This is a genomic window from Billgrantia hypersalina (assembly GCF_052584175.1).
Genome location: NZ_JBMIQI010000018.1, coordinates 229,376 through 254,714 on the forward strand (window position 1 = coordinate 229,376; position 25,339 = coordinate 254,714).

Sequence of the window (25,339 nt, forward strand, 5' to 3'; positions counted from 1 at the left end):
ATGAAAGAAATAAAAACATTATGTTCGTAACAAGCGCATATCTAAATTAATTTATCTTAAGTGAAAGAATAAAGCACAAGAAGCAATTAATAAATCAGGAGCAAGGTTCTGGTGCTCCATTTATTAAAGATAGAGCAAAGTATAGGTAAAAATTATCATAAAAACGTATTTTTAACAAATTAGACGTCTTTTTCACTTAACAATAAAGGGTTCGAAAATGCACGTATGGTAAAAACTGTACCGTTTTACAGAAAGTGGCTTTTAATTAGCAAGCTCTTTACATAAAAAATCAGTTGATTTATTGCGAAGGGTTTCGAGGTTTTTTATTACATGATTAAAGTTAATAGGTGTGTGAAGTAATTTTATTACACTTTTTTCATCGTATTCAGTTAATAGCCTCCATTCTAGCCCCAACTCATTAGCGAGAGATAAAAACCTCGACGCCCCTCTACTTGGATTAACCAAACTAATAAAAGGTTTGTTAAAAATGATGGAAAAAACTGTGCCGTGGAATGAGTCAGTGATGACTAAATCAGCTTCGGCGAAGCCTTTTAACCAGTTTTCTAACCTGGGCATTTTACAATCGTTCAGATTCCTTGCGCTACTCTTCGACATAACTAATTTTGGCTGGTTGCTGTACTGGGGCTTCTTAAGTATTTGCTTGGCGGTTTGTACTACTTGGCCTTTCCATTCCGACTGGTCGAGGATGTAGGTGTAAATTCCCTTCCTTACGGGTAGTTCTTTGCTTTTGTATAAATCTTCGTAGTCATGTCTTTCTAGTAACAGAGACGGATCAAGAACGTGCGTAGCTTCCACTCCTAAGTGGTTCCTGCATAGGGCCACGCCGGATTTCTCACGCACGCTGATAGCATCAAACTGCTTCGCAAGGGCAGCGCAGCGTCGGGTTTGCTCTTCGGTGAATTCCCATTTATCTACACCAAAGGAAGAAGCGTAAGCAATGCGCTTGATATCGCTACCTTGCAGAAAATCGAAAAAAAAGTTTTCAATGTTTGGCGAATATCTTGGGCGCCATGTCTGATCACTGCCGACTATTACCGCATCGTACTGCTCACTCTTGAAATGGGCCTTGAGTTCTGCGGTGCTACCCAGTGGCTCAGACATGCTAAGCTGCTGATCAATAAAAGCATGAGTGTGTTGGTAAATAAAAGGCATATGTCGTTCGAAATGAATTGGCGCCTTGCGCTTACCCAACACCTGTTGCAGCAAGCGGTAGCCAAGGCGGACCGCATGGTACGCGGGGCCTTTGGCTTCTTCCTGCCGATCAATGGTAACCGGCTCGTGCCCTGCTTTTTTTAGTACCTGCTGCAGAGCCCAGGCTTGAATTATGCCTCCATAATTTTTACCCAAGGGCTGGGTCATGATAGCAATTTTCATGATTTAATACCGGTTATTCTTTTAACTTTTCTCATAATGTGTGATAGCTTGGTGACTATCTTCAATTTCAACAACACAGGTTTCATACAACGGTCAAACTCTATCGAATTTTTATGTTCCGCCCATACTTCTAAACTTTTAAAGCGTGTCTCTCGTCGCCCACGTTGGACCAGTTCGAGATAAAACGGTAACTTATTCTTGCTGACACGCGTGGGCGGTACTGTATGACCATTACGCCTTGCTAGTTTCACTCTTGTGCTCATTCCATCATGTCTGTGGTTAAAGCTACCCTGTTGTGACGCTAGAAATTTTTCGAGAGATAGACTATCAAGGTGTAACTCTCCACTTTTTACACCTTCTTGCAGAATTCGATCCGCTAATTCTGTGCGACAAACAACAACGTTGTGCCCGCTACCGTCCTGACTGTAAGGCTTTAGCCAAGCATCACCCAAAGAAATGTCAGACAGCTCGGTTGTAACGTCATCGCAAAAATCACAAGCGTTGGCTTTGAACATCCCTGTACCCCACATATCACCTACTTCTTGCATTTTTATCAGTTTTGTGGTGCTACTAGGGTTATCGATGCAACTAAATCCGTAGTCTATTGCGGAACTATTTTTATCCTTAACACGGTACTCTGGATTGGTAAAATTATGTAACGACGAGCCGGCTCTATCAGCAAGATAATCGGTAAAAAATTTGCTTTTAACCCCGCCACAAATAATCCCCACCAGAAAGGTAATTTTTTCCTTCAAGACAGGATCGTTATCTTGAGCAAGCCTGATTGCTTTTATGAAGCATCCAACACCACTGATTGCAACTTTTCCCTCCAATAGTTTAATTTTTTCTAGCGCAGTAGCCAACGTGACTGGATAGTAACGAGTTTTGGATATACGCAACAGTTCTTCTTTACTGCTAACGATGTTGTACTCATAGTGTGTGTCTGAAGACTCCGACTCGCCAACTGTAACTATATGGTTTACCAAATTTCTATTGAGAAGCTTTTCGTAAACATAAGTGCCAATACCTCCTGAAGACGACGTTTCACGGTACTTATTTGAGTAACCGGCGTAAATGGCATGGTATCGCCCTACTTTGGGGTGATGGTTGTGGGCTTCAGCTAGAAAAACCGCTGCCAAACCATCTTCGTCCTTATATTCAATATCTGGTTCGGGATTGAATGGACAAACTTTTATACATACCCCATCAGCGTCACAGATGTTGTCGTTACGGGTCGCAATCAGAAAACCATAATCGTTCCAGTTTACATCCAACGCCTTGTTTGGGCATGCCTGTACACAAGCACCGCAGCCGATACACAGGTCCTTTTCTACGACTTTTGACAGAACAAGGGGTTTTCCAAAATCCATTTTACCTGATCCGTTTTTTCAAAGATTTCAATAGGATTATGACCATTTTCTTTTCAATTCCTTCCAAACCAAAAAACCATATCATTGTCAGAGTAACTGACATGGCAACTACCATGTTTACAAGAAGCAGCAGTAATGAATCAATTGACGCAATCTGAGTCAAGACCGCGATATTTACCGCCATTAATGCTACTACACCTACCCTGATAACAACATGCGAAACAAACAACCCTGCCGACAGGCCTATCAGAGGTGTAATGATGTATAAGCGCGCAATCAATGCAACCAGTGCCAGGCATATGGTTACCGCCAAAACCGTTTCTGGCGGTAGCCCATATGACAGAAGCAGATAGTTTATCGGCACATTCAACAACAGAACCCCGCCTACTACGCTATGATACACACGGATATGGCCTGTTGCTTGAGCAGAAGTCATCAGAGGTCCAGATATCGAGTTAATTAATGACGCAATGATGGTCAACTGCAACAAAATTGATGCATATGGTGGCACCTGCACCAGCCATAGCCTTAGCAAATGCTCAGTATTCAGTAGAACTGGCATCGCAAGTGTTAAAAGAACGAAGAAGTTATATTTGGCCGCCCGTAGCACAAGCTGATGCATTTCTGTCTTGTTGCCACTGGCATACAACTTGACTATTTGCGGGTTAACCGCAGCCTGAACATTGACAACGAATTGATTCAATGCGGCATTGGCTTGTGTTGCAATGCTACGACCAGCGTTGACAGCAGAACCAAAAAAGATATTGATCAGCATGTTATTACCATGCTCTGACATGGAGGCCGCAAAGTTACCCCAGGTGTTCCAAGCGGTAAAGCCCAGCATGCTGTAAAAACTTTCTTGGTTCCAGCCCCACTGGAGGCGCACAGCGGGGAAGATCGAGCGATTTACCAGTAGGTAGCCACTAAAGGTAACGATCGATACTCCCAGCAGCAAACCAGCATACATGCTCAACTTATCGTAGGCTAGATATGGCAAGAGCAGTGCAGCCACCAACTTGAGCAGGATATCGAGCATCCCCATCAGGGCAAATAATCCCATTCGTTCGTTAGCCATAAGCATGGCTATCAGGGGCACAGTCATTACGGTTATAGCAAAAGTTGCTACCGATAGGTGGTAGGCCATGAGCGCAGCATCCAGTCTGCCTTCTGGGAAGACTAGCTGAGTGCTAACGAACCAGTAACCAAAGGTTTCGGCTATCAGAACAATGCAGAACGCCAGCAGAGCGTGAACCTTTAAACTAGTATTGAACAAGCTACGTAGGTTGCTGCCGCTGTTCTGACCTATATCGAAAGCGAAGTAGCGTTGGGTGGCAGTAACCATCGCGCCCTGCAAAAAGCCAAGCAAAGCGACAAACCCAGCTACCACATGGTAGGTTCCAAAGTCTTCGGCGCCAAGGACATCTAGCACCACGCGGGACGTATACAGGCCAACCGCCATGGCCAATAGCATGCGTATGTAAAGCAGGCCAGTGTTACGTAGAATGCGTCTGTGATTGTTTACTAGCATGCTTTAGCAACTATTAAGAGCCCTACCGAATAGTACCTGAAGTTTTCACTGCTATTTATATGAGCTTGGATATAATAAATTTGCGTAGTGAACGGTTAGGAGGGTTGCTGTTTGAACAGGTCAAAAACCGTGGCGCGGAAAATTTTACATCGGCAATGCTCGCCAGAACGTTAGCGAATCGTAGGGTGGCTCCCTTGATACCGCACAGGTTGTGGTCGCCCGATACCCAGCTAAACAATTTGTGTTCTTGCAAGCAATTCTTGCTCAGAATTTTTCGTTTTATCACCCCCCCTTCATCTGGTTGCTTATGTAGGTTTTCCGTATTAAATGGCGCTAGCAAGCCATCTCTGAGGTGGAAAACAGTAAAATAGCAATATATATTTACAGACAGCACTGCACCTGTGTTGACAAAAAATCTAACACACCGAATTAAAGAATTTTCTTGTCTTGCATTCGGTCATAACAACCCTCCACCTAAGGTTCTTTATGTTCATGCGATGGTCGCAATCATACTGGACATGAGCTTGGCATCAGTTAGTTCTTAGACTTGTCACGATCCAATGTCTGCAGATCCGAATACGAACTTTTTTGCCGCTTTTTTTACCTTGAGCCTTCCTGCAGACTAAGTCTCACAATACTAGAAAAATGTAACATAAACGCCACCATTAGAGCCAGTATTCCGCCCATAACTATGGCTAAGGCTAAAATTAGCGTACGGCTGGTACCGGTTGGCTCCAGGCTTTGCACCGCGACTTGTACTACCCGGCCCTCATTGAGTTGTGCTAAACGTGTTTCTATCTCAGCTATGCGGTTCATTTGGGTTGCCAGCAGTTCACCGCTCGCTTCACGCTGCTCAGCAGTTTCCAGCGCCAGCTCGGCACGCGCAAGCCGCCTCTCCAGCCGCTCTCGGCTATGCTCAACGAGCGACTGTTGGTCATCCATAGCGCGCTGCAATAAATATTCGTGCAGCTCGGCTACTAACTCGCTATTCGACTCGCTGGTGTTCGACTCCAGCCGCACTAATAGTGTATCGATGGGGTTGTTGGCGTTAATCTCAAACGGCAAACGCTCAAGGTTGCTAGATTGGATGAGCTCCCGAACCGCCGGCCCTAGGTAGAGGTTCTGGATTTTGGCAATTATCGAATTGGGGGATTCCAACCCTGTAGGAGCCCCGCCCCCCCCTTGCTCTGCTAAGTGGTAGAGGGAGACATATTGATACGTACGCTCCTGCAGCAGCACATAGGCTAGCGCTCCTGTAACGACAATAAGGAAAGTGATGAGAATAGCTTTCCAGCGCTTGATCAAAATTTTGGCCAAGTCTACTAAAGTAATCTCGTCGCCATGCACTTTGGATTGGTGATGGGGGGGCACAGAGTGGGTCGTCATGAGTTTATAAGTCTCGTCCAAGATATGCTTCGTCGTTCCTTTAGCGGTGCAACGGTAAGATTTCAATCCATTGTCTAACGCGCTGACCAAAGGCAATAAATTCGGGGTTGATAAGGCTTTCCTGCTGATTGTATCGCAGCGATTCCAAGGTCCGGATATTAAGCACTTCACCTCCTGCGGCTTTTAAGACCGCCTGTGACGCAGCCGTGTCCCATTCACTGGTCGGCCCCAGTCGGAGGTAGAGGTCGGCTTTGCCCTCAGCGATGAGGCAGAACTTCAGCGAACTTCCCATTGTGATGCGCTCATGATTCGGCAGGCGAGCGCAGAAGGCTTCCAGCTCGGCAAGTCCATGGGAACGGCTGCCCGCGACTATCCAAGGCGCATGCATGGGGTCGGGCAGTGGGCGCACATGGATCGGTTCAGGAGCGTTAGCAGCTTTCTGCTTCCACGCGCCCTGCCCTAACTGCCCGAACCAGGTGGTATCCAGCACCGGGGCGTGGACGATACCGAAATCGGGCTCGCCCGCTTCGATAAGCGCCACGTTCAGCGTGAACTCACCATTGCGCTTGATGAACTCCTTGGTGCCGTCCAGCGGGTCGACGAGCCAGTAGCGCTGCCAACGCCGGCGAATCTCGTAAGGTATCTCACCAGACTCCTCGGAAAGAATCGGCACATCGGGAGCTACAGCTTCGAGTAACGCCACCAACGCATGATGCGCGGCCATGTCCGCTTCGGTCAGTGGACTATCGTCCTGCTTGATCTCGACAGCGAATCCACGTTCATAGATTGCCAGCACTTCACGCCCTGCGGCGCGAACGCCTTCGGCAAGGCGGCTACGCATGGTATCGTTAACGAAAGCGGTCAATAGCGACTCCCGCGGCTTCGGGCTGCAAGAATGACACCCAACGCTATCAAAGCGCCGTTCGACGTTAAAAATCTTAACGTTACTGCATTAACGCCCAACGGAAAGGTACGTGAAACCCTTGATCGCCATGCGCTTGGGGTCGAACATGTTGCGCCCGTCGATGATCAGCGGTTCGGAAAGCTGCTGCTTGATCAGCTCGAAGTCCGGCGCGCGGAAGCTTTGCCACTCGGTGACGATCACCAGGGCATCGGCACCACGCAGCGCGGCCTCCTTGGTGCCGCACAGGCTCAGGTCCTCGCGGTTGCCGTAGAGGCGCTGGGCCTCGTCCATGGCTTCCGGATCGTAAGCCTGCACCTTGGCGCCGGCTTCCCATAGCGCTTCCATCAATACACGGCTGGGGGCTTCGCGCATATCGTCGGTATTAGGCTTGAAGGCAAGGCCCCATATGGCGAAGGTCTTGCCCTCCAGGTGGCCCTGGTAGTGCTTGGTTATCTTCTGGAACAGCGTGGTCTTCTGTTCGTTGTTGCGCGCCTCCACGGCCTTGAGCACCTTGGCCTCGAAGTCGATCCCATCGGCAGCGCGAATCAATGCCTGTACGTCCTTGGGGAAGCATGAGCCGCCGTACCCTACGCCGGGGTAGATGAAATGGTAACCGATCCGGGGATCGGAACCGATGCCCTGGCGCACCATCTCGATATCGGCACCTAGCCGTTCCGCCAGGTTGGCCATCTCGTTCATGAAGCTGATCTTTGTCGCCAGCATGCAGTTGGCGGCGTACTTGGTCAGCTCCGCGCTGCGCACGTCCATCACGATCATCTTGTCGAACTGCCGACTGAAGGGAGCGTAGAGCTCCCGCACCACATCTTCGGCCTGCTTGCTGGAGGTGCCGATGATGATGCGATCGGGGCGCTGGCAGTCGCTGACGGCGCTACCCTCTTTCAGGAATTCGGGGTTGGAGACCACATCGAAGCGAAGATCCTTGCGCCCGCGGGCTTCCAGTATGGCGTCGACCTTGTCGCGCACCCTGTCGGCGGTGCCCACCGGCACGGTGGACTTGTCGATGATGATCTGGTCACGTTCCATGTGCTCGGCGATGGTCTCGGCCACGGCCAGCACGTACTTGAGATCCGCACTGCCGTCTTCGTCCGGCGGGGTGCCCACGGCAATGAACTGCACCTGGCCGTGCTTGACCGCGGCGGCCGCATCGGTGGTGAACTCCAGCCGGCCGGCGGCATGGTTCTCCTTCACCAACGGTTCCAGGCCCGGCTCGTAGATGGGCACATCTCCCATCTTGAGGCGCTCGACCTTGGCATCGTCCACATCCACACACACAACATGATGCCCTACATCGGCCAGCACAGCTCCTTGCACCAATCCAACGTAGCCGGTTCCAAAAACGGTAACGTTCATCGTCGTCCCTTTATTGAATGTGCGTTGCTACAAACCGTTTCATGCCAGCGCCTCGGCAGCGGCGTTGGTCGATCGAGTAACACCGGCAACCTGCTCCGCCCCCAGCGTGACCGTTAGTTCATGCCCCGCCCCTTTGGCCCACTCCAGCAGCTTGGCTTTAAGGGCGGCCTGGGCATGAGCCTCGCCATGAACCAGGCGTACCTCCCTGGGCGGGTGTCGCATGCGACGCACGAAGTTGAGCAGGTCGAGCTGATCGGCATGAGCCGAGTAGCCGTTCACGGTTTCGATTTGGGCGCGAATGTCGATACGCTGCCCGTCAAGCATCACCCAACCGCCACGCGGCCCGTAGCGCTGGATGTCGCGGCCCGGGGTGCCATGCGCCTGGTATCCTGTGAACAGTACGCAGTGGCGCGGATCGTTCAGCATGCGCTTGAGATAATTGACTACCCTGCCCCCGCTGGCCATTCCGCTGGCAGCGATCACCACTGCTGGCCGTCCCGTTTTCGCCAGGTACTCCACGGTGCGATCGTGGGCTTCGTGATCGTCTACGGTGTAGAGGTTCTCGAAGCTGAGCGGGTGGCGCCCGCTGCGCAGAACCTTGTGCGCTTCGGCATCCCACCAGGGCTTGAGCTCGCGATAGACCTCGGTGAAACGGGCTGCCAGGGGCGAGTCGACGATGATCTCGAGCTCGCGCCAGCGCTCATCGCGGCCGCTATGGACCAGCCCTTCAAGCTCGTAGAGCAGCTCCTGGGTGCGGCCTACGCTGAAGGCGGGAACAATGACGGTGCCGCCGTTATCCAGTGCCCTGTCGATGGCCGCCTTCAAGCGCTCGCGGCGATGGCGCCTATCTTCATGCAGTCGATCGCCATAGGTGGCTTCCAGCACCAGCACATCGGCACGATACGGCGGTTTGGGTGCCGGCAACAGCGGCGCATAGGGCGCGCCCAGGTCACCGGAGAATACGGTGCGCTGGCCCTTCCCTCGGCGTTGGCCGATGGCCTTGTCCAGCGTATCCACTTCCACGTAGGCGGAACCGAGAATATGCCCGGCACGCTGCAGCTTGACTCGAATGCGATGACGTTCGTCATCGATTACGGTGTGCCAGGTCTTGTAATCCAGCGCCACCAGCCGCCCCTGCACTTCGGCCAGGAAGCGTTCGATCAGGGCACGGTCGCGGGTGAAGCCGATCTTGAGGGCATCTTCTATCACCAGCGGCAGCAGGCGGGCCGAGGGTACCGAACATAGAATCGGTCCCTCATAGCCCGCCGCCAGCAGGTAGGGAAGCCGGCCGATGTGGTCGATGTGCACGTGGGTGACGATCAACGCCAGCACGTCATTCACCGGGAAGCGCACCGTGTGCTGCTCGAGGCTGTCGATGTGTTCGGCATCCTGCCCCTGGAATAGGCCGCAGTCGACCAGCAGGGCACGGTCCGGCGCGATCTGCAGGCGGTGGCAGCTGCCGGTAACGCCGGTAGCGGCACCATGATGGAGAATCTCAGACCGCATAGAATTTCCGGTACCAGTCCACGAAACGATGCACACCCTCCTCCACTTGAACCGTGGGCCGGTATCCCGTCGCTTGCAGCAGCGCTTCGGTATCGGCCCAGGTGCGCGGCACGTCGCCGGGCTGCATGGGAAGGTATTCGCAAACGGCCTCACGCCCGGTGGCGGCTTCCAGCGCGCGGATGAAGCTCATCAGCGAAACCGGGGCGCCATAGCCGATATTGTAGAGCGCGTAGGGGGCAGTGCTCCGGTCCGGCCGGGCGCTGGCCGCAACCTGGTCCGTAGTGGGCTGGGGAATCACGTCGAGAATGCGTACGATGCCTTCCACGATATCGTCGATATAAGTGAAGTCCCGCGACATGTCGCCGTGGTTGTACACCTGGATCGGCTTGCCCTCGAACATCGCCTTCACGAACTTGAAGATGGCCATGTCCGGCCGCCCCCAGGGCCCATACACGGTGAAGAAACGCAGCCCGGTCATCGGTACGCCGTAGAGATGGGCATAGGTGTGGCTCATCAACTCGCCGGCCTTCTTGGTCGCGGCATAAAGACTGACCGGGTGGTCAACGCTGTCGGCGGTGTCGAACGGTGTCTTGGCATTCATGCCATACACCGAGCTTGAAGAAGCGTAGACCAGGTGCCCCACTTTATGCAGGCGGCAGCCTTCCAGCACGTTGAGCTGACCGATCAGATTCGAGTCGGCATAAACGTGCGGATTTTCGAGCGAATAACGCACGCCGGCCTGGGCAGCCAAGTGAATCACCCTGTCAAAGCCGTTTTCTCGAAACAGCGCCGCCACCGCCTCTCGATCCGCCAGTTCCAGGTGAATGAACTGAACGTCGCGACAAACGGACAGGTCGTTGAGCCGCGCCTGTTTCAACGTGACATCGTAATAGGTATTGAGGTTGTCGATGCCGACGATCTCGTGACCCTGCCCACTGAGGCGCTTCGCAACGGCGTGGCCAATAAACCCCGCAATGCCGGTGATAAGTATCTTCACGCTGTCCTCTACCTGTATGAATCACGCATCCTTGGAGGCTTCATGTCGCTTACAATTACGGATATTGCGTTACCAATCTTAACGAAAGGCAAATGAGTCGCGAGATGGTTCGTCTCATGCGAGGAGTATGGTTCCTGGTAACCGGTCGTTCAGGCACGCTACCGCCCAGGGATTGTTCCGGGCGGTTCCCTTGCCCTTACTGCATGCGATACCTGAATCCATAAGGCAGGCACCACCAAAATTTTTTGTGCACCATGAGCCGTGGCTGGTGGCCTTGGCCGTTCCTGACGGTCTACTTGGGTATCGTTAACGGAATGGCGTAATTCTACGGGACTCCGGCAACACGCTCTACTGCTGATAACGATAAAATAGTCGTTTCATTCCAGTCAGTTGAGATCGACTTACGATTCAATGACGAAAAACCGTAAGAAAGTATGAGCCGCCCTTCTCTCTACGCTTTCTCAACGACACCGCCACGCCGCCAGGCGGTGCAATAGCGCGAGCAGAATAAGCGCGGCAGAAAGCCAGCCAAGGCCGGCCACGAGGGAATCGAACCCACTGGGCGCGCTGTAGGGCGGCCGGTAGCTCATGCCGTGTTCCACGAGACGTGCCACGAGGTAGACGAGCGCGGCGACCAGCGCCAGCGCCATGCTGGAATGCCACTCGGCCAGGCGGCGAGTGATACCCCAGGGCTGGCTGGGAGGCTTACTCTCGCTCTTGGTGCGGGCACTTTTGGGTTTGGTGTTGGCGGCGCTGGACTTAGCACTACCGGCCTTGGCGGTACGCCTGGCACCGGCCTGTGTTGCGCCGCGGCGTTTGGCCGCTGCGCCCCGAGACTTCCCGGCCCCACCTGTACGGGCCAGCGTGAAGCCGGAAGCCACCCAGCGCAGCAGGCGGGAAAGCGCCCACCCCAGCGTGAACAGAACAGACAGCACCAGGCTGCCCATTACCAGGAAATACGTCATTCGCGAAAGCCGCTCTTCGACGAAATGGGCTTAACGCCGCTCAGGCGAGGTGTCCGAGGGACTGCAGGGTGCGCAGCAGGTCGGTCACGCTCTCCTTGGGCTGGGCGTATTCGCTCATCAGCGACTTGAGCCGCTGTTCGAATACCTGCTGGCGTTGCTGCTGCTCTTCCGCCTCAAGCTCCGCCAGGCTGCGAACCGGGGGGCCCGTGGGAATGTCGAGCCTTGAATGGGGTTTTTCCAGCTCGCGCAGCGCCTGAGCGAAGGCATCATCGAGCTCACGAAACTTGCGCAGTTTCTCGCGCTCATCCATGGAACGGTTGGGTTTTTGGTTTCTCATCGTAATCCATATTGACTCAAGTACCGGAGGAACAGGGCACGCCCATTGCCTTCCACACGCGGGCGGCACCGTCGGTACAGGGTGGTGAGTGGCCCCAGTATACCGCCAAACCGCCGGGTAGCGAAGGCAGGGCCATGCGCTACGCTGGGAGTCAGGAACGCAACGAGCATGGAGGCACATATCGCTATCGAAAAATATTATGCACAAACGGTCAAACTGAGTAACCGAACTTGCCTTTGCATCCCGCGACAGCGCATAAAGAGATCATAAAAAGCATAAAAACGGGCGTTCGGCCGAACCGGCACGGCCCAGGTGCCTTCAACGGCACCAGCGTTGTTAAGGACGCAGCAATCGCGCTTTTGCTGCTGAATTCAAGCAAGGGACAGTTATGTATAACGAGATGATGCGGGCGGAGATCTGGCTGCAAGACCATTTGGATAGCCAGCAGGGAATCGAAGACCTCGCCAGCCGACTCGGTTATTCGACCTCACAGGTTCGGCGCAGGTTCAAACAGTGTTTCGGGCAATCCCCCAGTGCGTACCGTGACAGCTTGAGGCTGGAAAAGGCGGCTCGATTGCTGGCCTTCACGCCGTTTGCTGTCCAAACCATTGCGAACAAGTGCGGTTATCAGAACCATTCCGCGTTCAGCCGCGCCTTCCAACGATACCACAATCAAACGCCGCGCCAATACCGCCAGGCCCAGCGTTTGAAACTACGCGACCACCCCTTTGGCAGCGACAAGGAGGGCGAGCCCCCGGCGTTCCAGATACGCAAGCTGCCCACCAGCCACGCCGTGGTGACGCGCCTGTACCGCCTTGCTCACCACTCGCCTCTCAGTCTGTTGAGAAAATGGCGCCAGCATGCCAAGGGAGCAGAAGGTTTACCGGAGCGCTTGAAGCAGGGAAGCACGCTTGCCCTGCTGCATGGCAATCCTCTGGCCTGCGAAACCGAGCGAATCGACGTGGGGCCGCTGGTCAAGCAGAGCGAAGCGCCGGGCATTCCGATTCCGGCCTCATTTCGACTGCTGAAGATACCCGCCCAGGAACATGCTTGTGTCGCAATACAGACGCTCGAGGAGATACCGGACGTCCTGCAGTATCTGGTATGCGAAGGCTTGCCGGGAGAACAGCGACACGCCACGGGAGATGCCCTTCAAGTGGAATGGGGAGAGGATGGCATTGAAATGCGCTTGCCCGTTCAGAAAGCCTGAGCGCTTCATACCCAAAACCCACTCATACTAACGCTATATACCGAAGCCGGGCCCCAGGCCCGGCAACATAGTGCCAGTAACAGCAATGGCTCAGGATTCGACGCGAACCAGCCAACCCTCGACGGTGTCGGAGCCGTATTCGTCTTTCCACGCTTTCAGCGTCTTTTGATTACCGCCGCGGGTTTCCACCACTTCGCCGGTCTTGGGGTTCTTGTAGATCTTCAGCTTGCGCTTGCGACGGCCAGTGCTGTTAGAGGATGCCGTCTTGGCCGGCGCAGATTTTCCGCCCTGCGGTTCCAGCAGGTTGATAACATCGGCCGAGCTCTTATTGAACTCGCGCATCAGCGCTTCAAGCTTATCCTTGAATTCCAGTTCGGCCTTGAGGCGCTCGTCGTTCTGCAGGCGCTCCATTTCAGCCTGGAGCTGCTTGAGCTGCTGCTCTTTCTGCATGAATTCGCTTAAGAGGGACATTGGCGATTCCTGTCATCGATTGGGAGTTTGCGGGATGCGGCTTATAAATACATCAACGCGCTTGAAATGACAATAGCGTAAGATAATTTTTAGCGAGTCTTATTGGCAGCGTCAATATACCGAAACTTATGCCGCCTCGAAAAGCATCAACGAAAGAGATCTTGAATAAGTGCGCTCGCGCTCAGACTGGCTGCTCTTAGCCAGCCGTGGCCGGCTTGTCGGGTCACTGTCGTTTGCTACACTGCTAACGGAAAGAAATGGAGCGGCAACGTAAGGATGACATGTATTTTTTCCATAATTTCAAGTCACGCAATGACTTATGCGACGAGGACAAACGCGTTTTCTTCTCCTACATGGGGCCTGTGCGCGAGGTAAGGAAAGGCAGCCACATTGTCCGTGAAGGCGACACGCTCGCCTGCCTGCACCTAATCGAGAAGGGCTGGGCCTGTCGCTACAAGATGCTGCGCGATGGCCGCAAGCCCATCACCTCGCTACTGCTGCCCGGCGACATTAGCGACAATGGCCAAGGGCTTTACAACAGGCTCGATTTTTCCATCAAGGCCATCACGCCCCTTCGCTTCACCACCATCGATCCCGAAAGCGCCGAGCGACTCTTCGAGCGACCGCGCATCCTTCGCCTGTTCAAGGCGTCGGGCCATATGAGTCATAGCGTGGCCATGAACTGGATCGTCAATGTGTCGGCACGCGACGCGGAGGGCCGCATCGCCAACTTGCTGTGCGAGTGTTACGCCCGCTCGTACGCCGCGGGCCTGACGTATCAGGGGCGTTATTTCTTTCCTTTGACGCAAGAGGAAATGTCCGACGTCCTCGGCCTATCGAGTGTTCACGTCAGTCGCTCGATGAACAAGATCAAGCGCAAAGGCCTGATCGAGCATTGCGATCATAAACAGATCCGCATCAAGAACTGGCAAGGCCTGGCTTCGCTGGGCGATTTCAAGCCCCACAATCTGCATTTCCCCCACTAGCCTCCCGGCCCGCTTCTCTTCGCCAGCCCAACTTACGCAGCCACCCAATGCCTGACCATTGCGGAGGCGGATACCTGCGCAGATTTGAAACTTCGTGTTACAACCGTTAGGGTTGTCGGTTTTGTCGGGCAAGGCATCGCAATGAACGAAAATCGTAACGTCAAGATACGCGTTCGACACTTGAGCAAGGTCTTCGGCAACCAGCCGAAGAAAGCGCTCGAGCTGCGCGACAAGGGGCTCAAGCGCCCCGAGATACTCGAGAAGATAGGACAGACACTGGGACTCTCCGATATCAGCTTCGATGTCTATGAAGGCGAGCTGCTGGTCATCATGGGGCTTTCGGGTTCGGGCAAGTCGACCCTCATCCGCTGCCTTAACCGTCTTATCGAACCCACCCAGGGCGAAATCGTCATCGATGGCGAGAACATCCCCGAATTGGGCGACAAGGCGCTGCTGGAATGCCGCCGCCGCCACTTCTCGATGGTATTCCAGAACTTCGCCCTCTTCCCCCACCGCACCGTGCAGCAAAATGCCGAGTTCGGCCTGGAGATCCGCGGCGTTGACAAGGCCGAACGCACCGAAACGGCCCGCAACGCCCTCAGGCAGGTGGGGCTCGAGGGCTGGGAGGACGCCTACCCCAACCAGCTTTCCGGCGGCATGCAGCAGCGGGTGGGCCTGGCCCGGGCACTGGCCAACGATTCCACCGTGCTGCTGATGGACGAGGCCTTTTCGGCGCTCGATCCGCTGATTCGCGGCGACATGCAGCAAGAGCTGCTGGAGTTGCAGCACCGCATGCAGAAGACCACGGTGTTCATCACCCACGACCTCGACGAGGCGCTGACCATCGGCGACCGCATCGTGCTGCTCAAGGATGGCGAGATCGTGCAGATCGGCACGCCGGAGGAGATTCTCACCCGCCCCGCCGACGAATACGTGCGCCGCTTTATCGAGGGGGTCGATCGTTCGCGCATCCTCACGGCCGAGAGTGCCATGCGCAAGGTGCGGGCCACCGTGCGGGATACGGACGGGCCACGTACCGCCCTGCGCAAAATGCACGAGCACGCCATCGACTCCATCTACGTCACCCGGCGCGACCGTTCGCTGGTGGGCCTGCTCGAGGCCGAAGCCGCCGAGAACCTGATCAAGGCAGGCAAGGAGAGCATTGCCGATGCCCTGACCCAGGATTTTCGCACCGTGGGGCCGGATGAGCCGATGCATAACCTCTTCGCCATGTTCTCCGAGAAGAGCTTCCCCATCGCCGTGGTCGACGACCAGAAGCGACTGCTGGGCGTGGTGGTCAAGGGAGCGGTACTCGATGAACTGGCCCAGGCGGCTGAAGGAGGCAACTGATGGCTATCGACATTCCCCGTATTCCGCTGGGCAAGTGGATCGAAGGCGGCCTGGACTGGCTGACCAGCGAATATTCGATGGTGACGCGCGGTATCTCCCGGGTGACCCAGACCGGCATCGCCTGGCTCAACGAGGTGCTGATGTGGCTGCCCGAGTGGGCGCTGCTGGCCATTATCGCCGGGCTGTGCTGGAAACTGGCCAACCTGCGCCTGGCCATCGGTGCCGTGGCCGGGCTGGCGCTGATCTGGAACATGGGCCTGTGGGAGCCGATGATCGAGACCCTGACGCTAGTGGTCATCGCCACGCTGGTGGCGGTGGTCATCGCCCTGCCGGTGGGCATCGCCGCGGCGCTCTCCGAGCGGCTCTACCGCGCCATCATGCCGGTGCTGGACTTCATGCAGACGATGCCGGCCTTTGTCTACCTGATACCGGCAATACCTTTCTTCGGCATCGGTTCGGTGTCGGCAATATTTGCCACCGTGATCTTCTCCATGCCCCCCGCCATCCGTTTCACCACCCTGGGCATTCGCCAGGTGCCGGTGGAACTGATCGAAGCCGCCGATGCCTACGGCGCCACCCGAGGCCAGAAGCTGTTCAAGGTACAGCTGCCGCTCTCGCTGCCCACGGTGATGGCAGGCATCAACCAGACCATCATGCTGGCGCTTTCCATGGTGGTGATTGCAGCGATGATCGGCGCCGATGGCCTGGGCAGCGAAGTGTGGCGGGCCATTCAGCGCCTGCGCCCCGGCGATGGCTTCGAGGCGGGAATCGCCGTGGTCATCCTGGCCATGTTGCTGGACAGACTCACCCAGTCGCTGCGCAAGCCACGAAAAGGCAGAGGCTGAGCCCGTCCTTGCATCACGAGTGATGAAGGGGCAGGCTGTTCATGTAAAGCAAAGTAAACTGAAGCAAAGGGAGGGAACTCATGACTACTATCTCGCCGCGTCATATGCGTCTATCTGGCCTGGCCCTGGCTGTTGGTGCCGGCCTGGCCGCGGGTGTTGCCCAGGCCCAGGACAAGGGCACGGTTCACCTGGCCTACGTGGAGTGGTCTTCCGAAGTAGCTTCCACCAATGTGGTACGCGCCGTACTCGAGCAGGCGGGCTTCGAGGTCGACATGACCTCCCTGGGTGCCGCCGCCATGTGGCAGGCCGTGGCCAGCGGCGATGCCGATGCCATCGTGGCGGCCTGGCTGCCGACCACGCATGAAGAGTACATGGAACGGGTCGGCGACGATGTCGAGGATCTCGGCCCGAACCTGGACGGCACCAAGCTGGGCCTGGTCGTGCCGGAGTACACCGAAGTCGACAGCATTGCCGAGCTCAACGACAATGCCGACACCTTCAACGGCGAGATCATCGGTATCGACCCCGGTGCCGGCCTGATGGGCCTGACCGAAGAGGTGATCGATACCTATGACCTCGAGCTGGACCTGCGCAGCGGCAGCGATGCCACCATGGTTGCCGCCCTGTCCAACGCCATTTCCAACGAAGAGGACATCGTCGTCACCAGCTGGACGCCGCACTGGATGTTCGCACGCTGGGACCTCAAGTACCTGGAAGACCCGGAAAACGTCTACGGCGGCGCCGAGCAGATCCATACCATCGTCCGCCAGGGCCTGGAGGACGACATGCCCGAGGCCTACGCCATCCTGGATGCCTTCGAGTGGACACCCGAACAGATGGGTGAAGTCATGCTGATGAACCAGGAGGAGGACGCCGACCCCTACGAGAACGCCAAGCAGTGGGTCGAAGAGAACCAGGACGTGGTGGAAGGCTGGATTAACGGCTGAGCGAGTATGCCACGTCGCAGAAGTGGGCCCTGCACATCAGCAGGGCCCTTTCTATTGTCTAAAGGTGCCGATGACTAGAGGTCTCCAATCGCCTGGAGACGGGGTAAAGCTATCGCTCCGCCTTCGTTCAGGCCATCGGGCATGTCTCCGAAAGCCTCGTCATAATGGAATCCACCCGCGCCGTCGACCGTGATGCTACCAGCACTTACCTCTCCATAGAATTGGCCACTACCATTGATGAGCACTTGTGAATAGGGTGCGATAATCTGACCATAAAAGCTCGACGATCCCCCAATCTTCACACCCACCTTGCCGCCATCGTCTTCAAGCGTTGAGATAAGGGAAAAGATCGGCTGGATTTCACCATCCACCATACGCGTCGGCTTGCCATCCCCCAGCACGATTCCACTGGGGAAATCAACCTCCCCCGTGGTGAGCAATGTCAGTGAGCTTCCTTCAGCAATTTCAAACGATGCGCCACCTTTAACAGCCACGTTTCCTGTCACCACCATAACGATGTCGACTGGCTCGCCCACCTTACCGATCTGAAACTTGGCGCTACCGTCAAGGTTTAAGCTACTGGCACGAACGACAAGGGGCCCCTCGTCTGGTGGAACACCGACAGATCGGGGGGGCACTGCTCGGATCTCGCAAGCCGTCCAATCCCAGTGTAACAGTACGACTCCCTCCTCCGAAATCGAGAGCACCAAGGTGTTCTCCCGATGAGCTGCTAAGATAGGGCAAGAAAGACGTATATCGCCCATGCACGATACAATCTTCTTTATTAGTTTTCGGCTTGAAGCCAAAAGATTCTTCATCGGGTGGAGCGGAACCGATAACAAGTTCTCCACTGACATGATCATCAGGCGAACGATTATCTGACAAGACGAGCGGGCTCCTGGCATTACCATTCACACCAGCAGAATGGTTTTTGAAGTGAAGCAAGTGGCCTGCATGAACGTTACCATGAACCGTGGCGCTACTTTCAAATATAATATCCTTCATGCCAGAGGTTGAGCCGTAGACGTTAACCCCACCCCCTTTGAGCTTGATGTCTTCGTAGGCGCGTACTCGACCATGGATTTCACCCGACCCCTCGGCCAAGACTCCACCACTCGAGGCAACGTTGCCATAGATGGGTGAAGAGCCGGTCACAAAGACATTGGAATCAGCAGTTTGAGTGGCTACATCGATATTGCTCCGCCTCGAATTACTACCCCCATAGCTACCTAAGCGAGAGTCATAGCTATCGATCATGCCACTTCCCTTGACAAGGATGCTTTCACAACTGGTCAGCCCCCGCCGACCTCCTGTTGGGAGTTCAGGCAGTAGCATGAGTGCGGAGAGGGAGCGCTTGGCTGCCTCTTGATCATTAGCCGAGCCGTAAAAACCCTCGCTTTCGATACGAATACCAACCTGCCCCGCTAGCAATGCTTCCTCTTCAGGTGTAGGCGGCCTCAGGCGCCATCGGTAACGCCCGCCGTCATTGAGATTGCCGGTTTGCCATGGTCCGGAAAAGGCACTGGCGAGTGCTGCCTCGATTTCTTCAGCACTGTCCAGATTGGCTGCATCACGCAAACGGCTGTAGAAGTTACTGACATTGCCGCTGGCAAATACAGGCGGCACGGGTAACTGGCCCTCGTTAAGTGCCGTGACAGCCGCACGCAGCTCATCATTAAAAGTAAATAGCCCTGCTTCCGCTTCGTTCTGCGCCAGAACCGATGCCCGGTAGTTACCCGCCAACCTCTCGTTTACGAGACTGCCGCTCATGCTGGAGAGGCCGAGCATGAGCGTCATGCTCAGCATGGCGAGCACCATCACCAACGCAGCGCCCTGCTGCTTCTGTCGTATGCCCGCCATCGCCACCTCCTGTGACATTCGCACCTAAAATTTACACAACTTTACTTTATTCACTGATAGGCGTCACGCATGGATGGGGTGCGTGTCTTATCGAAGGCGAACCGATCATTGATCTAGCGCCATGACCAGAACAACCAATGATCTGGCGCGACCATTTGCATGCATTCCAACCGGCCCTGAGTCCAGAAGCGGGGGTACAGCATCGGTCGCCCTGCTTCTTGCATACACAACGTGCGTGAATCCACCGAGAGCCAATAAAGCTCCATGCCCGCGTAGAGAAGATAAGCCATCATTAGCATCATCCCAGCCCATAACAGCGTCGCCTGAATAGGCACTGGGCCTGCGGGTCGCTGCATAGGTGGCTGTTGGGAATCGCGATAGCCGAACACCAAGCCGATAGCAAGCACCATTACTAACGAACTCAAAGGAAAGATATGCGCACCGGCGAACTGCACGTTCACCATGACGCCGACGAAAGCCATCACCAGGCAGGCGTAAACCGGCTTGTCGGCTTCAGGTATGACACGTGAGCGTTGGTAAATTTTCCAGCACCCATAAATAATCAGTGCCAACAGCATTAGCGCCAGCGGAATGCCCCATTCCGCGGCCGTATTAAGAATCAGGTTATGGGCATGGGCGTAGCTGATCCGCCCATCCCCAGCGAACTGCATCGGCCCAATGCCTAACGGAAAGTTTTCCAAGCCATACTGAATGGCGGTTCGCCACAGGTCGAAGCGGTTGCTGTCACTGGTAATGTTACGAAGGAAAATGGCGCCATCCGCTGACTTACGAAGGGGATTAATGAACCACCAACCTGCTAAGCCTGCAAGAGCAGAAGAAAACAGCGTAGCCACCGGCCATTGTGCGGCACGTCCAAACAGTACCAAAGCGATAAACGTCGAAAGCACAAGTGAAAGAATACCTGCCCGCCCCTCAGTAATGAATAGCACATACCACCAGACGGAAAGCGGCAGGAAACTGAGAAAGGCGGCGATTAGGGAAGGACGGGAGCGGCAAACGACATAGAGCAGCGCAAGGGGCATCAGGCCTGCTGCAACGTCTGAGAAATGGCGAATGTTCGTAAACCCAGGGGTAAAATCTATTTGCCTTATAAAGTAATACTTTACGTAAACCGCATCGAAAACATAAACAATGTATGCAGCAAAAAAAATAATAAGCATACTGCCAAAAAGATACCAGTGATTATTTTTCCCGCTTATTTTTAATAAAAAAATCAAAATACCAATGGTATAAAATATAAACAAAAATGAAAACAATTCTAGCAAAGACAGAGCAAGGTAACCTTCACTCATGGTTAAAATAAAAAAAATAGTCACAAACAAAATTGCAAAACGCACGACTGGAGTTTTGATAGATTTATTTAAAAAAAACAGCCACATAGTATGGCTAAACTTCCATCCAAAAACAGCAAAAACCAACAAAAAAAACAAAACAAAAATTCGGCTTAAATCAAAAGTATACATAAAGATGGCCGGCATTTTGCCGGCCTTAACTGATGTCGAGTTAAGTTAGCTGCCAATATCTTGGCCGCCGACACGGACAACGACGTTTTCACTTGAAACTGACGTCCTAGTAGGATTAGCCGTAAAAGTTGCACCCAATGCTGTATTTTGTACGTCTGCAGGGTAGGCGCAAGCACCGTTAGCTTGTGGTTGAGGCAACGTGTTAGCTTCGATTATCCTTGCTCCAGCTAAAGAATTAGCGTAAGCCTTAGCTTCAGCTTCGCAGGCTGCAATAGCCGATCTATCTAAGTAATTATTGTATTGTGGAACAGCAATAGCAGCCAAAATACCAATGATCGCCACGACGATCAGCAGTTCGATCAGGGTGAAACCGCCCTGGCCTCGCTTGGCTGCCGCCCTCTTCTGCATCAATTCATTCATTTTCATCGCCGTTGTCCCCTGCTCTCTCTCGTGCCGTGCGGCTGCATCGGCAGCCTTGGCCGTCACCTGTGCGGCACGGTGCCGCTCTCGCGTCGTGGGCAGCAAGCTGCCCTTCCCCTTGCCAACGGCCCGAGCCCTTGCCTGCCTTTGCCCGGGTCCGCTTCGTTCCGGTGGCACACGGCCCCCTTATGGCTCACATTAATTTACACATACTTCACACTGCAAGCGCTACCTACGTATGCCGTAGCGAGCATGTGAACAAACTCATCATAAACGATGCTAACGTTAATGCCAGTACGTGGCTGGACGAGTCAATAGTGTGTGATATCTCATACCTACGGACTAGAATGCCGGTAACCCTGAGCTCACGCCCGTACGGGCCAAACGCCTGAGGCGACATGAACGAGTATCGTAAAGCACCTCACGCCTCCCATGCGGCTGCCGACGAGCAAGCCGCTGCGCCGCCTGTGGCCGATCTGGAGGGACTGCGCGGCTTTACCCGCCGCCTGGTGGAGTACGGGCTGCTTTCGCGCGCCGCAGCGGAGCGGGCGGAATACGAGGCGCGCGAGGCCGAGATCAGCCTGCTGCAACATGTGATCGAAACCGGCCTGGCCACGGCCCGCCAGGCCACGCTGTGCGCCGCCTGGGAGTACGGTCTGCCGGTGGTCGACCTGGATGCGCTGCGGCTCTCTAGCCTGCCGTCGGCCAGCGAATACCCCCACAAGCTGCTGCGCAAGCTGTGCGTGGTACCGCTGACCCGGCGTAATCATCGCCTGACGGTGGCGGTGCCCTACCCCTCCACCCTGGCGTTGCTCGATGAGCTGCAGTTCGCCACCGGCTTGAGCATCGAGGCGGTGCTGTGCCCGGTCGACCAGCTCACGCCGGTGCTCGAGGCCTACCTGGCGCAGAACGACGCCAGCATGATGGACGAGCTGGCGGGCGTAGACGACGCCGTCAGCGAACTCGAGTTCGAGCATGGCGTCGATATCAGCGACGATAGCGCCCCCGATGCCGCCACCAGCGGCGCCGACGACGCCCCCATCGTCAAGTTCGTCAACAAGGTGCTGCTGGATGCCATTCGCCGGGGTGCCTCGGACATCCACTTCGAACCCTACGAAACCAGCTACCGCGTGCGTATGCGCGTGGACGGCATGCTGATGGAGGCGGCGCGCCCACCGTTCGCCATGCGTTCGCGCATCGCCGCGCGCCTGAAGGTGATGGCACGGCTGGACATCTCCGAGCGCCGCCTGCCGCAGGATGGCGCGATCAAGCTGAAGGTGTCCCGCACGCGCTCGATCGATTTTCGTGTCAACTCGCTGCCTACCGTGTATGGCGAAAAGCTCGTGCTGCGTATTCTCGACCCCACCTCGGCGCAGATCGGCATCGATGCCCTGGGCTTCACGCCGGAGCAGCGCGAACTCTACGAAGGCGTGCTGGACCACCCCCAGGGCATGATCCTCGTCACCGGGCCCACCGGCAGCGGCAAGACGGTCACGCTCTACACCGGCCTGAACATTCTCAACGAGGTGCAGCGCAATATCTGCACCGCCGAGGATCCGGTGGAGATCAAGGTACCGGGGGTCAACCAGGTCAACGTGCTGCCCAAGATCGGCCTGGATTTCGCCAGCGCCCTGCGCGCCTTCCTGCGCCAGGACCCGGACGTGGTGATGGTGGGCGAGATACGCGACCTGGAAACCGCGGAGATTGCGGTGAAGGCCTCGCAGACAGGCCACCTGGTGCTCTCGACAGTACATACCAACTCCGCGGCCGAGACGCTGACACGCCTGGCCAACATGGGCGTGCCGGCCTTCAACATTGCAAGCTCCGTGAGCCTGATCATTGCCCAGCGCCTGGCACGGCGACTATGCAAGCACTGCCGGCAGGAGGCCGCCATCCCCCGCGAAGCGCTGCTGCAGGAAGGCTTCACCGAGAAGGAAGTGGATAGCGCGACGGTCTACGAGGCGGTGGGCTGCAAGCACTGCACCCTCGGCTACAAGGGGCGCGTGGGGATTTACGAGGTGGTACCGATCAGCAACGCCATGAGCCAGCTGATCATGCGCAACGGCAACGCCATGGACTTCGACCGATTGGCACGGGAAGAGGGTCACCCGGACCTGCGCCGCAGCGGGCTGCTGAAAGTGATGCAGGGTATTACCAGCCTGACCGAGGTCAACCGGGTGACCAAAGACTAACTCATACCTTTGCTTTATCTGGCTGGGCAATTTGTTAGGGTGGAATCCGTTAGCGGTTTACTCAAGTTAGGCGCACACGCGCCGATGATAAATAAAGCTTCGTTAGAGCAGCAGGGAACCTATGGCAACCAGATCGGCGAGAACGCCACGGAAGCTGAAGCTGTATCGTTGGCGCTGGACGGGCAAGGGCCCGGGCGGTCGCACGGTGAGCGGCGAGCTCGTTGCTGCCGAGAAGTTCGAGGTGGAGCGCGAGCTGGCCAACCAGAACATTATCGTCAAGCGGGTGCGGCGCAAGAGCGGGATCGGCGGCGGCATGGGGACCATCAAGCCGCGCGACGTGATGCTCTTCGCGCGTCAGATGGCGACCATGATCCGCGCCGGCGTGCCCGTGCTGCAGGCCTTTCAGGTGGTCGCCGAGAGCATTCGCAAGCCGGCCATGAGTGCGGTGGTACAGCAGATGATGAACGAGGTGGCGGCCGGCTCGAGCTTCTCCCAGGCGCTGCGCAACCATCCCGATCATTTCGACAGCCTGTTCTGCAACTTGGTGGAAGCCGGCGAGAGTTCCGGTTCGCTCGACCGCATGCTCGACCGGATCGCCACCTACAAGGAAAAGGTGGAGTCGCTCAAGGGTCGGGTGAAGAAGGCACTTTGGTATCCCATTGCGGTGATCCTGGTGGGTATCGGGGTCACGGCCCTGCTGCTGATCAAGGTGGTGCCTCAGTTCGAGAGCCTGTTCCACGGCTTCGGCGCCGAGCTGCCCGCCATGACCCGCATGACCATCGCCCTTTCGGAGTTCGCGCAGCGGTACTGGCTGTGGGGCCTGGCCGGGTTGATCCTCTTCGTCTACCTGATGCGCCAGGGCGTAAAGCGCTCGCCGGCCTTCGCCTACCGCGTGCACGCCTTCATGCTCAAGGTGCCGGTGCTGGGCGATATTTTCGATAAATCCGCCGTGGCGCGTTATTCCCGCACCCTGGCGACGACCTACGGTGCCGGCGTGCCGATGGTGGAAGCGCTGGATATCGCGGCCGGGGCCACCGGCAACCTGGTCTACGAGCGTGCCACGCGCCAGATCCGCGAGGATGTCGCCACCGGCCAGCAGCTCCATTTCGCCATGCGCCTGACCGAACGCTTCCCGGCGCTGGCGGTGCAGATGGTCGGCATCGGCGAGGAGTCCGGTTCGCTGGACGCCATGCTCAACCGCGTGGCCGATTACTACGAGGAGGAGGTCGACAACAAGGTCGACGCCCTCACCTCGCTGCTCGAGCCGCTGATCATCGTGGTCCTCGGCGTGCTGGTGGGCGGTCTGGTGGTCTCGATGTATCTGCCGATCTTCGAGCTGGGTACGGTGCTGTGAGCGAAGCGCCGTATAGCCACCGGTTTTCGCGCTACGTTCATGTCACGCGCCATGCGCGTGAGCGCATGGCGGAGCGCGACATAACTGAATCCCTACTGCTCGAATTGTTAGAGAGGGGAAGCACACGTTATAAAGATCCAGAGCGGCTCTGGATTGCATTGAATACCAAAGGAAGGCGAGACAATCTAATCTGTGCTGCAGTAGTGCTTGAAGATAAACTTGTCGTCAAGACGATAATGCATCACTTCCGCTGGGAGGAGTAGATGAGAACCACTTACGATGAAGCTGATGACATCCTCGTACTCCATCTTTCGGACAAGCCCATCGTGAAAGAACTGTCCCAGGATTGGAATACACATGTCAGCTATGCCGAGGACGGTACCTTGGTTGAGATCGTGATTCTAGATGCTTCCAAGCAGGGCGCCTGGCCGCTGCTCAAGAGTGAGGCGGCTTGAGTAAGG

Annotated in this window: 24 protein-coding genes; 9 read left to right on the forward strand and 15 right to left on the reverse strand. The window is 55.7% G+C overall.

What is annotated here, in order from left to right:
- Nucleotides 1-261 precede the first annotated feature (261 nt).
- The 10 genes from ACOJCM_RS15640 to ACOJCM_RS15685 form a co-directional block, all read right to left on the reverse strand.
- A complete protein-coding gene (locus ACOJCM_RS15640) occupies nucleotides 262-1,395 on the reverse strand; it encodes a polysaccharide pyruvyl transferase family protein (protein ID WP_445212997.1) in 1,134 nt (377 codons plus the stop codon).
- Nucleotides 1,392-2,765, reverse strand: a complete 1,374-nt coding sequence (locus ACOJCM_RS15645; protein ID WP_445212998.1) for a Coenzyme F420 hydrogenase/dehydrogenase, beta subunit C-terminal domain — start codon at nucleotides 2,763-2,765, stop codon at nucleotides 1,392-1,394. The genes ACOJCM_RS15640 and ACOJCM_RS15645 overlap by 4 nt, the downstream gene beginning before the upstream one ends.
- A 1-nt stretch (nucleotide 2,766) precedes the next feature.
- On the reverse strand, nucleotides 2,767-4,224 hold the full coding sequence (locus ACOJCM_RS15650; protein ID WP_445212999.1) for an MATE family efflux transporter: 1,458 nt from the start codon (nucleotides 4,222-4,224) through the stop codon (nucleotides 2,767-2,769).
- A gap of 669 nt (nucleotides 4,225-4,893) precedes the next feature.
- Complete coding sequence (locus ACOJCM_RS15655) at nucleotides 4,894-5,679, reverse strand: Wzz/FepE/Etk N-terminal domain-containing protein (protein ID WP_445213000.1); 786 nt, start codon at nucleotides 5,677-5,679, stop codon at nucleotides 4,894-4,896.
- 40 nt (nucleotides 5,680-5,719) lie between these two features.
- Nucleotides 5,720-6,544, reverse strand: coding sequence for a 3'(2'),5'-bisphosphate nucleotidase CysQ (gene cysQ, locus ACOJCM_RS15660; protein WP_445213001.1), 825 nt, complete (start codon nucleotides 6,542-6,544; stop codon nucleotides 5,720-5,722).
- Between the two features lie 87 nt (nucleotides 6,545-6,631).
- Nucleotides 6,632-7,954, reverse strand: coding sequence for a UDP-glucose dehydrogenase family protein (locus ACOJCM_RS15665; RefSeq protein WP_445213002.1), 1,323 nt, complete (start codon nucleotides 7,952-7,954; stop codon nucleotides 6,632-6,634).
- A 39-nt stretch (nucleotides 7,955-7,993) separates the two neighbouring features.
- Nucleotides 7,994-9,460: an MBL fold metallo-hydrolase RNA specificity domain-containing protein gene (locus ACOJCM_RS15670; RefSeq protein WP_445213003.1), complete on the reverse strand. Its 1,467-nt coding sequence runs from the start codon at nucleotides 9,458-9,460 to the stop codon at nucleotides 7,994-7,996.
- Nucleotides 9,450-10,457: an NAD-dependent epimerase gene (locus ACOJCM_RS15675; RefSeq protein ID WP_445213004.1), complete on the reverse strand. Its 1,008-nt coding sequence runs from the start codon at nucleotides 10,455-10,457 to the stop codon at nucleotides 9,450-9,452. The genes ACOJCM_RS15670 and ACOJCM_RS15675 overlap by 11 nt, the downstream gene beginning before the upstream one ends.
- A 461-nt stretch (nucleotides 10,458-10,918) precedes the next feature.
- Entirely contained in the window at nucleotides 10,919-11,422 is a 504-nt protein-coding gene (locus tag ACOJCM_RS15680) for a hypothetical protein (RefSeq protein ID WP_445213005.1), read from the reverse strand.
- A gap of 40 nt (nucleotides 11,423-11,462) precedes the next feature.
- The gene (locus ACOJCM_RS15685) at nucleotides 11,463-11,759 is read right to left on the reverse strand and encodes a hypothetical protein (RefSeq protein ID WP_445213006.1); all 297 of its coding nucleotides are present in this window, start codon (nucleotides 11,757-11,759) and stop codon (nucleotides 11,463-11,465) included.
- 388 nt (nucleotides 11,760-12,147) lie between these two features.
- Between ACOJCM_RS15685 and ACOJCM_RS15690 the strand changes: the two genes are divergently transcribed.
- The gene (locus tag ACOJCM_RS15690) at nucleotides 12,148-12,969 is read left to right on the forward strand and encodes a helix-turn-helix transcriptional regulator (RefSeq protein WP_445213007.1); all 822 of its coding nucleotides are present in this window, start codon (nucleotides 12,148-12,150) and stop codon (nucleotides 12,967-12,969) included.
- A 90-nt stretch (nucleotides 12,970-13,059) separates the two neighbouring features.
- Here ACOJCM_RS15690 and ACOJCM_RS15695 read toward each other — a convergent pair whose 3' ends face one another.
- Nucleotides 13,060-13,440 (reverse strand): histone-like nucleoid-structuring protein, MvaT/MvaU family, encoded by a 381-nt coding sequence (locus ACOJCM_RS15695; protein ID WP_445213008.1) that lies wholly within the window; start codon nucleotides 13,438-13,440, stop codon nucleotides 13,060-13,062.
- Between the two features lie 281 nt (nucleotides 13,441-13,721).
- Here ACOJCM_RS15695 and ACOJCM_RS15700 point away from each other — a divergent pair, with 281 nt between their 5' ends.
- The 4 genes from ACOJCM_RS15700 (at nucleotide 13,722) to ACOJCM_RS15715 (ending at nucleotide 17,568) form a co-directional block, all read left to right on the forward strand.
- Nucleotides 13,722-14,426 (forward strand): Crp/Fnr family transcriptional regulator, encoded by a 705-nt coding sequence (locus tag ACOJCM_RS15700; RefSeq protein WP_445213009.1) that lies wholly within the window; start codon nucleotides 13,722-13,724, stop codon nucleotides 14,424-14,426.
- Between the two features lie 141 nt (nucleotides 14,427-14,567).
- Nucleotides 14,568-15,776 (forward strand): quaternary amine ABC transporter ATP-binding protein, encoded by a 1,209-nt coding sequence (locus ACOJCM_RS15705; protein ID WP_445213010.1) that lies wholly within the window; start codon nucleotides 14,568-14,570, stop codon nucleotides 15,774-15,776.
- A gap of 5 nt (nucleotides 15,777-15,781) precedes the next feature.
- The gene (locus ACOJCM_RS15710; RefSeq protein WP_445213488.1) at nucleotides 15,782-16,621 is read left to right on the forward strand and encodes an ABC transporter permease; all 840 of its coding nucleotides are present in this window, start codon (nucleotides 15,782-15,784) and stop codon (nucleotides 16,619-16,621) included.
- 80 nt (nucleotides 16,622-16,701) lie between these two features.
- A complete protein-coding gene (locus ACOJCM_RS15715) occupies nucleotides 16,702-17,568 on the forward strand; it encodes a glycine betaine ABC transporter substrate-binding protein (RefSeq protein ID WP_445213011.1) in 867 nt (288 codons plus the stop codon).
- Between the two features lie 74 nt (nucleotides 17,569-17,642).
- On the opposite strand, the gene ACOJCM_RS15720 is transcribed toward ACOJCM_RS15715, so the two are convergent.
- The 4 genes from ACOJCM_RS15720 to ACOJCM_RS15735 form a co-directional block, all read right to left on the reverse strand.
- The gene (locus ACOJCM_RS15720; RefSeq protein ID WP_445213012.1) at nucleotides 17,643-18,080 is read right to left on the reverse strand and encodes a DUF7305 domain-containing protein; all 438 of its coding nucleotides are present in this window, start codon (nucleotides 18,078-18,080) and stop codon (nucleotides 17,643-17,645) included.
- A gap of 64 nt (nucleotides 18,081-18,144) precedes the next feature.
- Nucleotides 18,145-19,428, reverse strand: coding sequence for a PilX N-terminal domain-containing pilus assembly protein (locus ACOJCM_RS15725; protein ID WP_445213013.1), 1,284 nt, complete (start codon nucleotides 19,426-19,428; stop codon nucleotides 18,145-18,147).
- Nucleotides 19,429-19,541: 113 nt separating this feature from the next.
- The gene (locus ACOJCM_RS15730; RefSeq protein ID WP_445213014.1) at nucleotides 19,542-20,927 is read right to left on the reverse strand and encodes an O-antigen ligase family protein; all 1,386 of its coding nucleotides are present in this window, start codon (nucleotides 20,925-20,927) and stop codon (nucleotides 19,542-19,544) included.
- A gap of 30 nt (nucleotides 20,928-20,957) precedes the next feature.
- Nucleotides 20,958-21,338 (reverse strand): prepilin-type N-terminal cleavage/methylation domain-containing protein, encoded by a 381-nt coding sequence (locus ACOJCM_RS15735; protein ID WP_445213015.1) that lies wholly within the window; start codon nucleotides 21,336-21,338, stop codon nucleotides 20,958-20,960.
- Nucleotides 21,339-21,730: 392 nt separating this feature from the next.
- Here ACOJCM_RS15735 and pilB point away from each other — a divergent pair, with 392 nt between their 5' ends.
- The 4 genes from pilB to ACOJCM_RS15755 all read left to right on the forward strand — a co-directional run bounded on the left by pilB (nucleotide 21,731) and on the right by ACOJCM_RS15755 (nucleotide 25,333).
- Nucleotides 21,731-23,524 (forward strand): type IV-A pilus assembly ATPase PilB, encoded by a 1,794-nt coding sequence (pilB, locus tag ACOJCM_RS15740; protein WP_445213016.1) that lies wholly within the window; start codon nucleotides 21,731-21,733, stop codon nucleotides 23,522-23,524.
- Nucleotides 23,525-23,645: 121 nt separating this feature from the next.
- Nucleotides 23,646-24,878 (forward strand): type II secretion system F family protein, encoded by a 1,233-nt coding sequence (locus tag ACOJCM_RS15745; RefSeq protein ID WP_445213017.1) that lies wholly within the window; start codon nucleotides 23,646-23,648, stop codon nucleotides 24,876-24,878.
- Nucleotides 24,875-25,141: a DUF4258 domain-containing protein gene (locus ACOJCM_RS15750; RefSeq protein ID WP_445213018.1), complete on the forward strand. Its 267-nt coding sequence runs from the start codon at nucleotides 24,875-24,877 to the stop codon at nucleotides 25,139-25,141. Before ACOJCM_RS15745 ends, ACOJCM_RS15750 begins: the two co-directional genes overlap by 4 nt.
- Complete coding sequence (locus ACOJCM_RS15755) at nucleotides 25,142-25,333, forward strand: DUF2283 domain-containing protein (RefSeq protein WP_445213019.1); 192 nt, start codon at nucleotides 25,142-25,144, stop codon at nucleotides 25,331-25,333. It abuts the gene before it with no gap.
- Nucleotides 25,334-25,339: the final 6 nt, after the last annotated feature.

Excerpts from the sequence above, each read along its gene's own strand:
- ACOJCM_RS15670 (WP_445213003.1), bottom strand. The coding sequence starts at position 9,460 with ATGCGGTCTGAGATTCTCCATCATGGTGCCGCTACCGGCGTTACCGGC.
- ACOJCM_RS15695 (WP_445213008.1), bottom strand. The coding sequence starts at position 13,440 with ATGTCCCTCTTAAGCGAATTCATGCAGAAAGAGCAGCAGCTCAAGCAG.
- ACOJCM_RS15730 (WP_445213014.1), bottom strand. The coding sequence starts at position 20,927 with ATGCCGGCCATCTTTATGTATACTTTTGATTTAAGCCGAATTTTTGTT.
- ACOJCM_RS15725 (WP_445213013.1), bottom strand. The coding sequence starts at position 19,428 with ATGGCGGGCATACGACAGAAGCAGCAGGGCGCTGCGTTGGTGATGGTG.
- ACOJCM_RS15735 (WP_445213015.1), bottom strand. The coding sequence starts at position 21,338 with ATGAAAATGAATGAATTGATGCAGAAGAGGGCGGCAGCCAAGCGAGGC.
- ACOJCM_RS15700 (WP_445213009.1), top strand. The coding sequence starts at position 13,722 with ATGTATTTTTTCCATAATTTCAAGTCACGCAATGACTTATGCGACGAG.
- ACOJCM_RS15680 (WP_445213005.1), bottom strand. The coding sequence starts at position 11,422 with ATGACGTATTTCCTGGTAATGGGCAGCCTGGTGCTGTCTGTTCTGTTC.
- ACOJCM_RS15755 (WP_445213019.1), top strand. The coding sequence starts at position 25,142 with ATGAGAACCACTTACGATGAAGCTGATGACATCCTCGTACTCCATCTT.
- ACOJCM_RS15720 (WP_445213012.1), bottom strand. The coding sequence starts at position 18,080 with ATGGTGGTGACAGGAAACGTGGCTGTTAAAGGTGGCGCATCGTTTGAA.
- ACOJCM_RS15705 (WP_445213010.1), top strand. The coding sequence starts at position 14,568 with ATGAACGAAAATCGTAACGTCAAGATACGCGTTCGACACTTGAGCAAG.
- ACOJCM_RS15650 (WP_445212999.1), bottom strand. The coding sequence starts at position 4,224 with ATGGCGGTTGGCCTGTATACGTCCCGCGTGGTGCTAGATGTCCTTGGC.
- ACOJCM_RS15685 (WP_445213006.1), bottom strand. The coding sequence starts at position 11,759 with ATGAGAAACCAAAAACCCAACCGTTCCATGGATGAGCGCGAGAAACTG.
- ACOJCM_RS15745 (WP_445213017.1), top strand. The coding sequence starts at position 23,646 with ATGGCAACCAGATCGGCGAGAACGCCACGGAAGCTGAAGCTGTATCGT.
- pilB (WP_445213016.1), top strand. The coding sequence starts at position 21,731 with ATGAACGAGTATCGTAAAGCACCTCACGCCTCCCATGCGGCTGCCGAC.
- ACOJCM_RS15640 (WP_445212997.1), bottom strand. The coding sequence starts at position 1,395 with ATGAAAATTGCTATCATGACCCAGCCCTTGGGTAAAAATTATGGAGGC.
- ACOJCM_RS15645 (WP_445212998.1), bottom strand. The coding sequence starts at position 2,765 with ATGGATTTTGGAAAACCCCTTGTTCTGTCAAAAGTCGTAGAAAAGGAC.
- ACOJCM_RS15715 (WP_445213011.1), top strand. The coding sequence starts at position 16,702 with ATGACTACTATCTCGCCGCGTCATATGCGTCTATCTGGCCTGGCCCTG.
- ACOJCM_RS15665 (WP_445213002.1), bottom strand. The coding sequence starts at position 7,954 with ATGAACGTTACCGTTTTTGGAACCGGCTACGTTGGATTGGTGCAAGGA.
- ACOJCM_RS15655 (WP_445213000.1), bottom strand. The coding sequence starts at position 5,679 with ATGACGACCCACTCTGTGCCCCCCCATCACCAATCCAAAGTGCATGGC.
- ACOJCM_RS15690 (WP_445213007.1), top strand. The coding sequence starts at position 12,148 with ATGTATAACGAGATGATGCGGGCGGAGATCTGGCTGCAAGACCATTTG.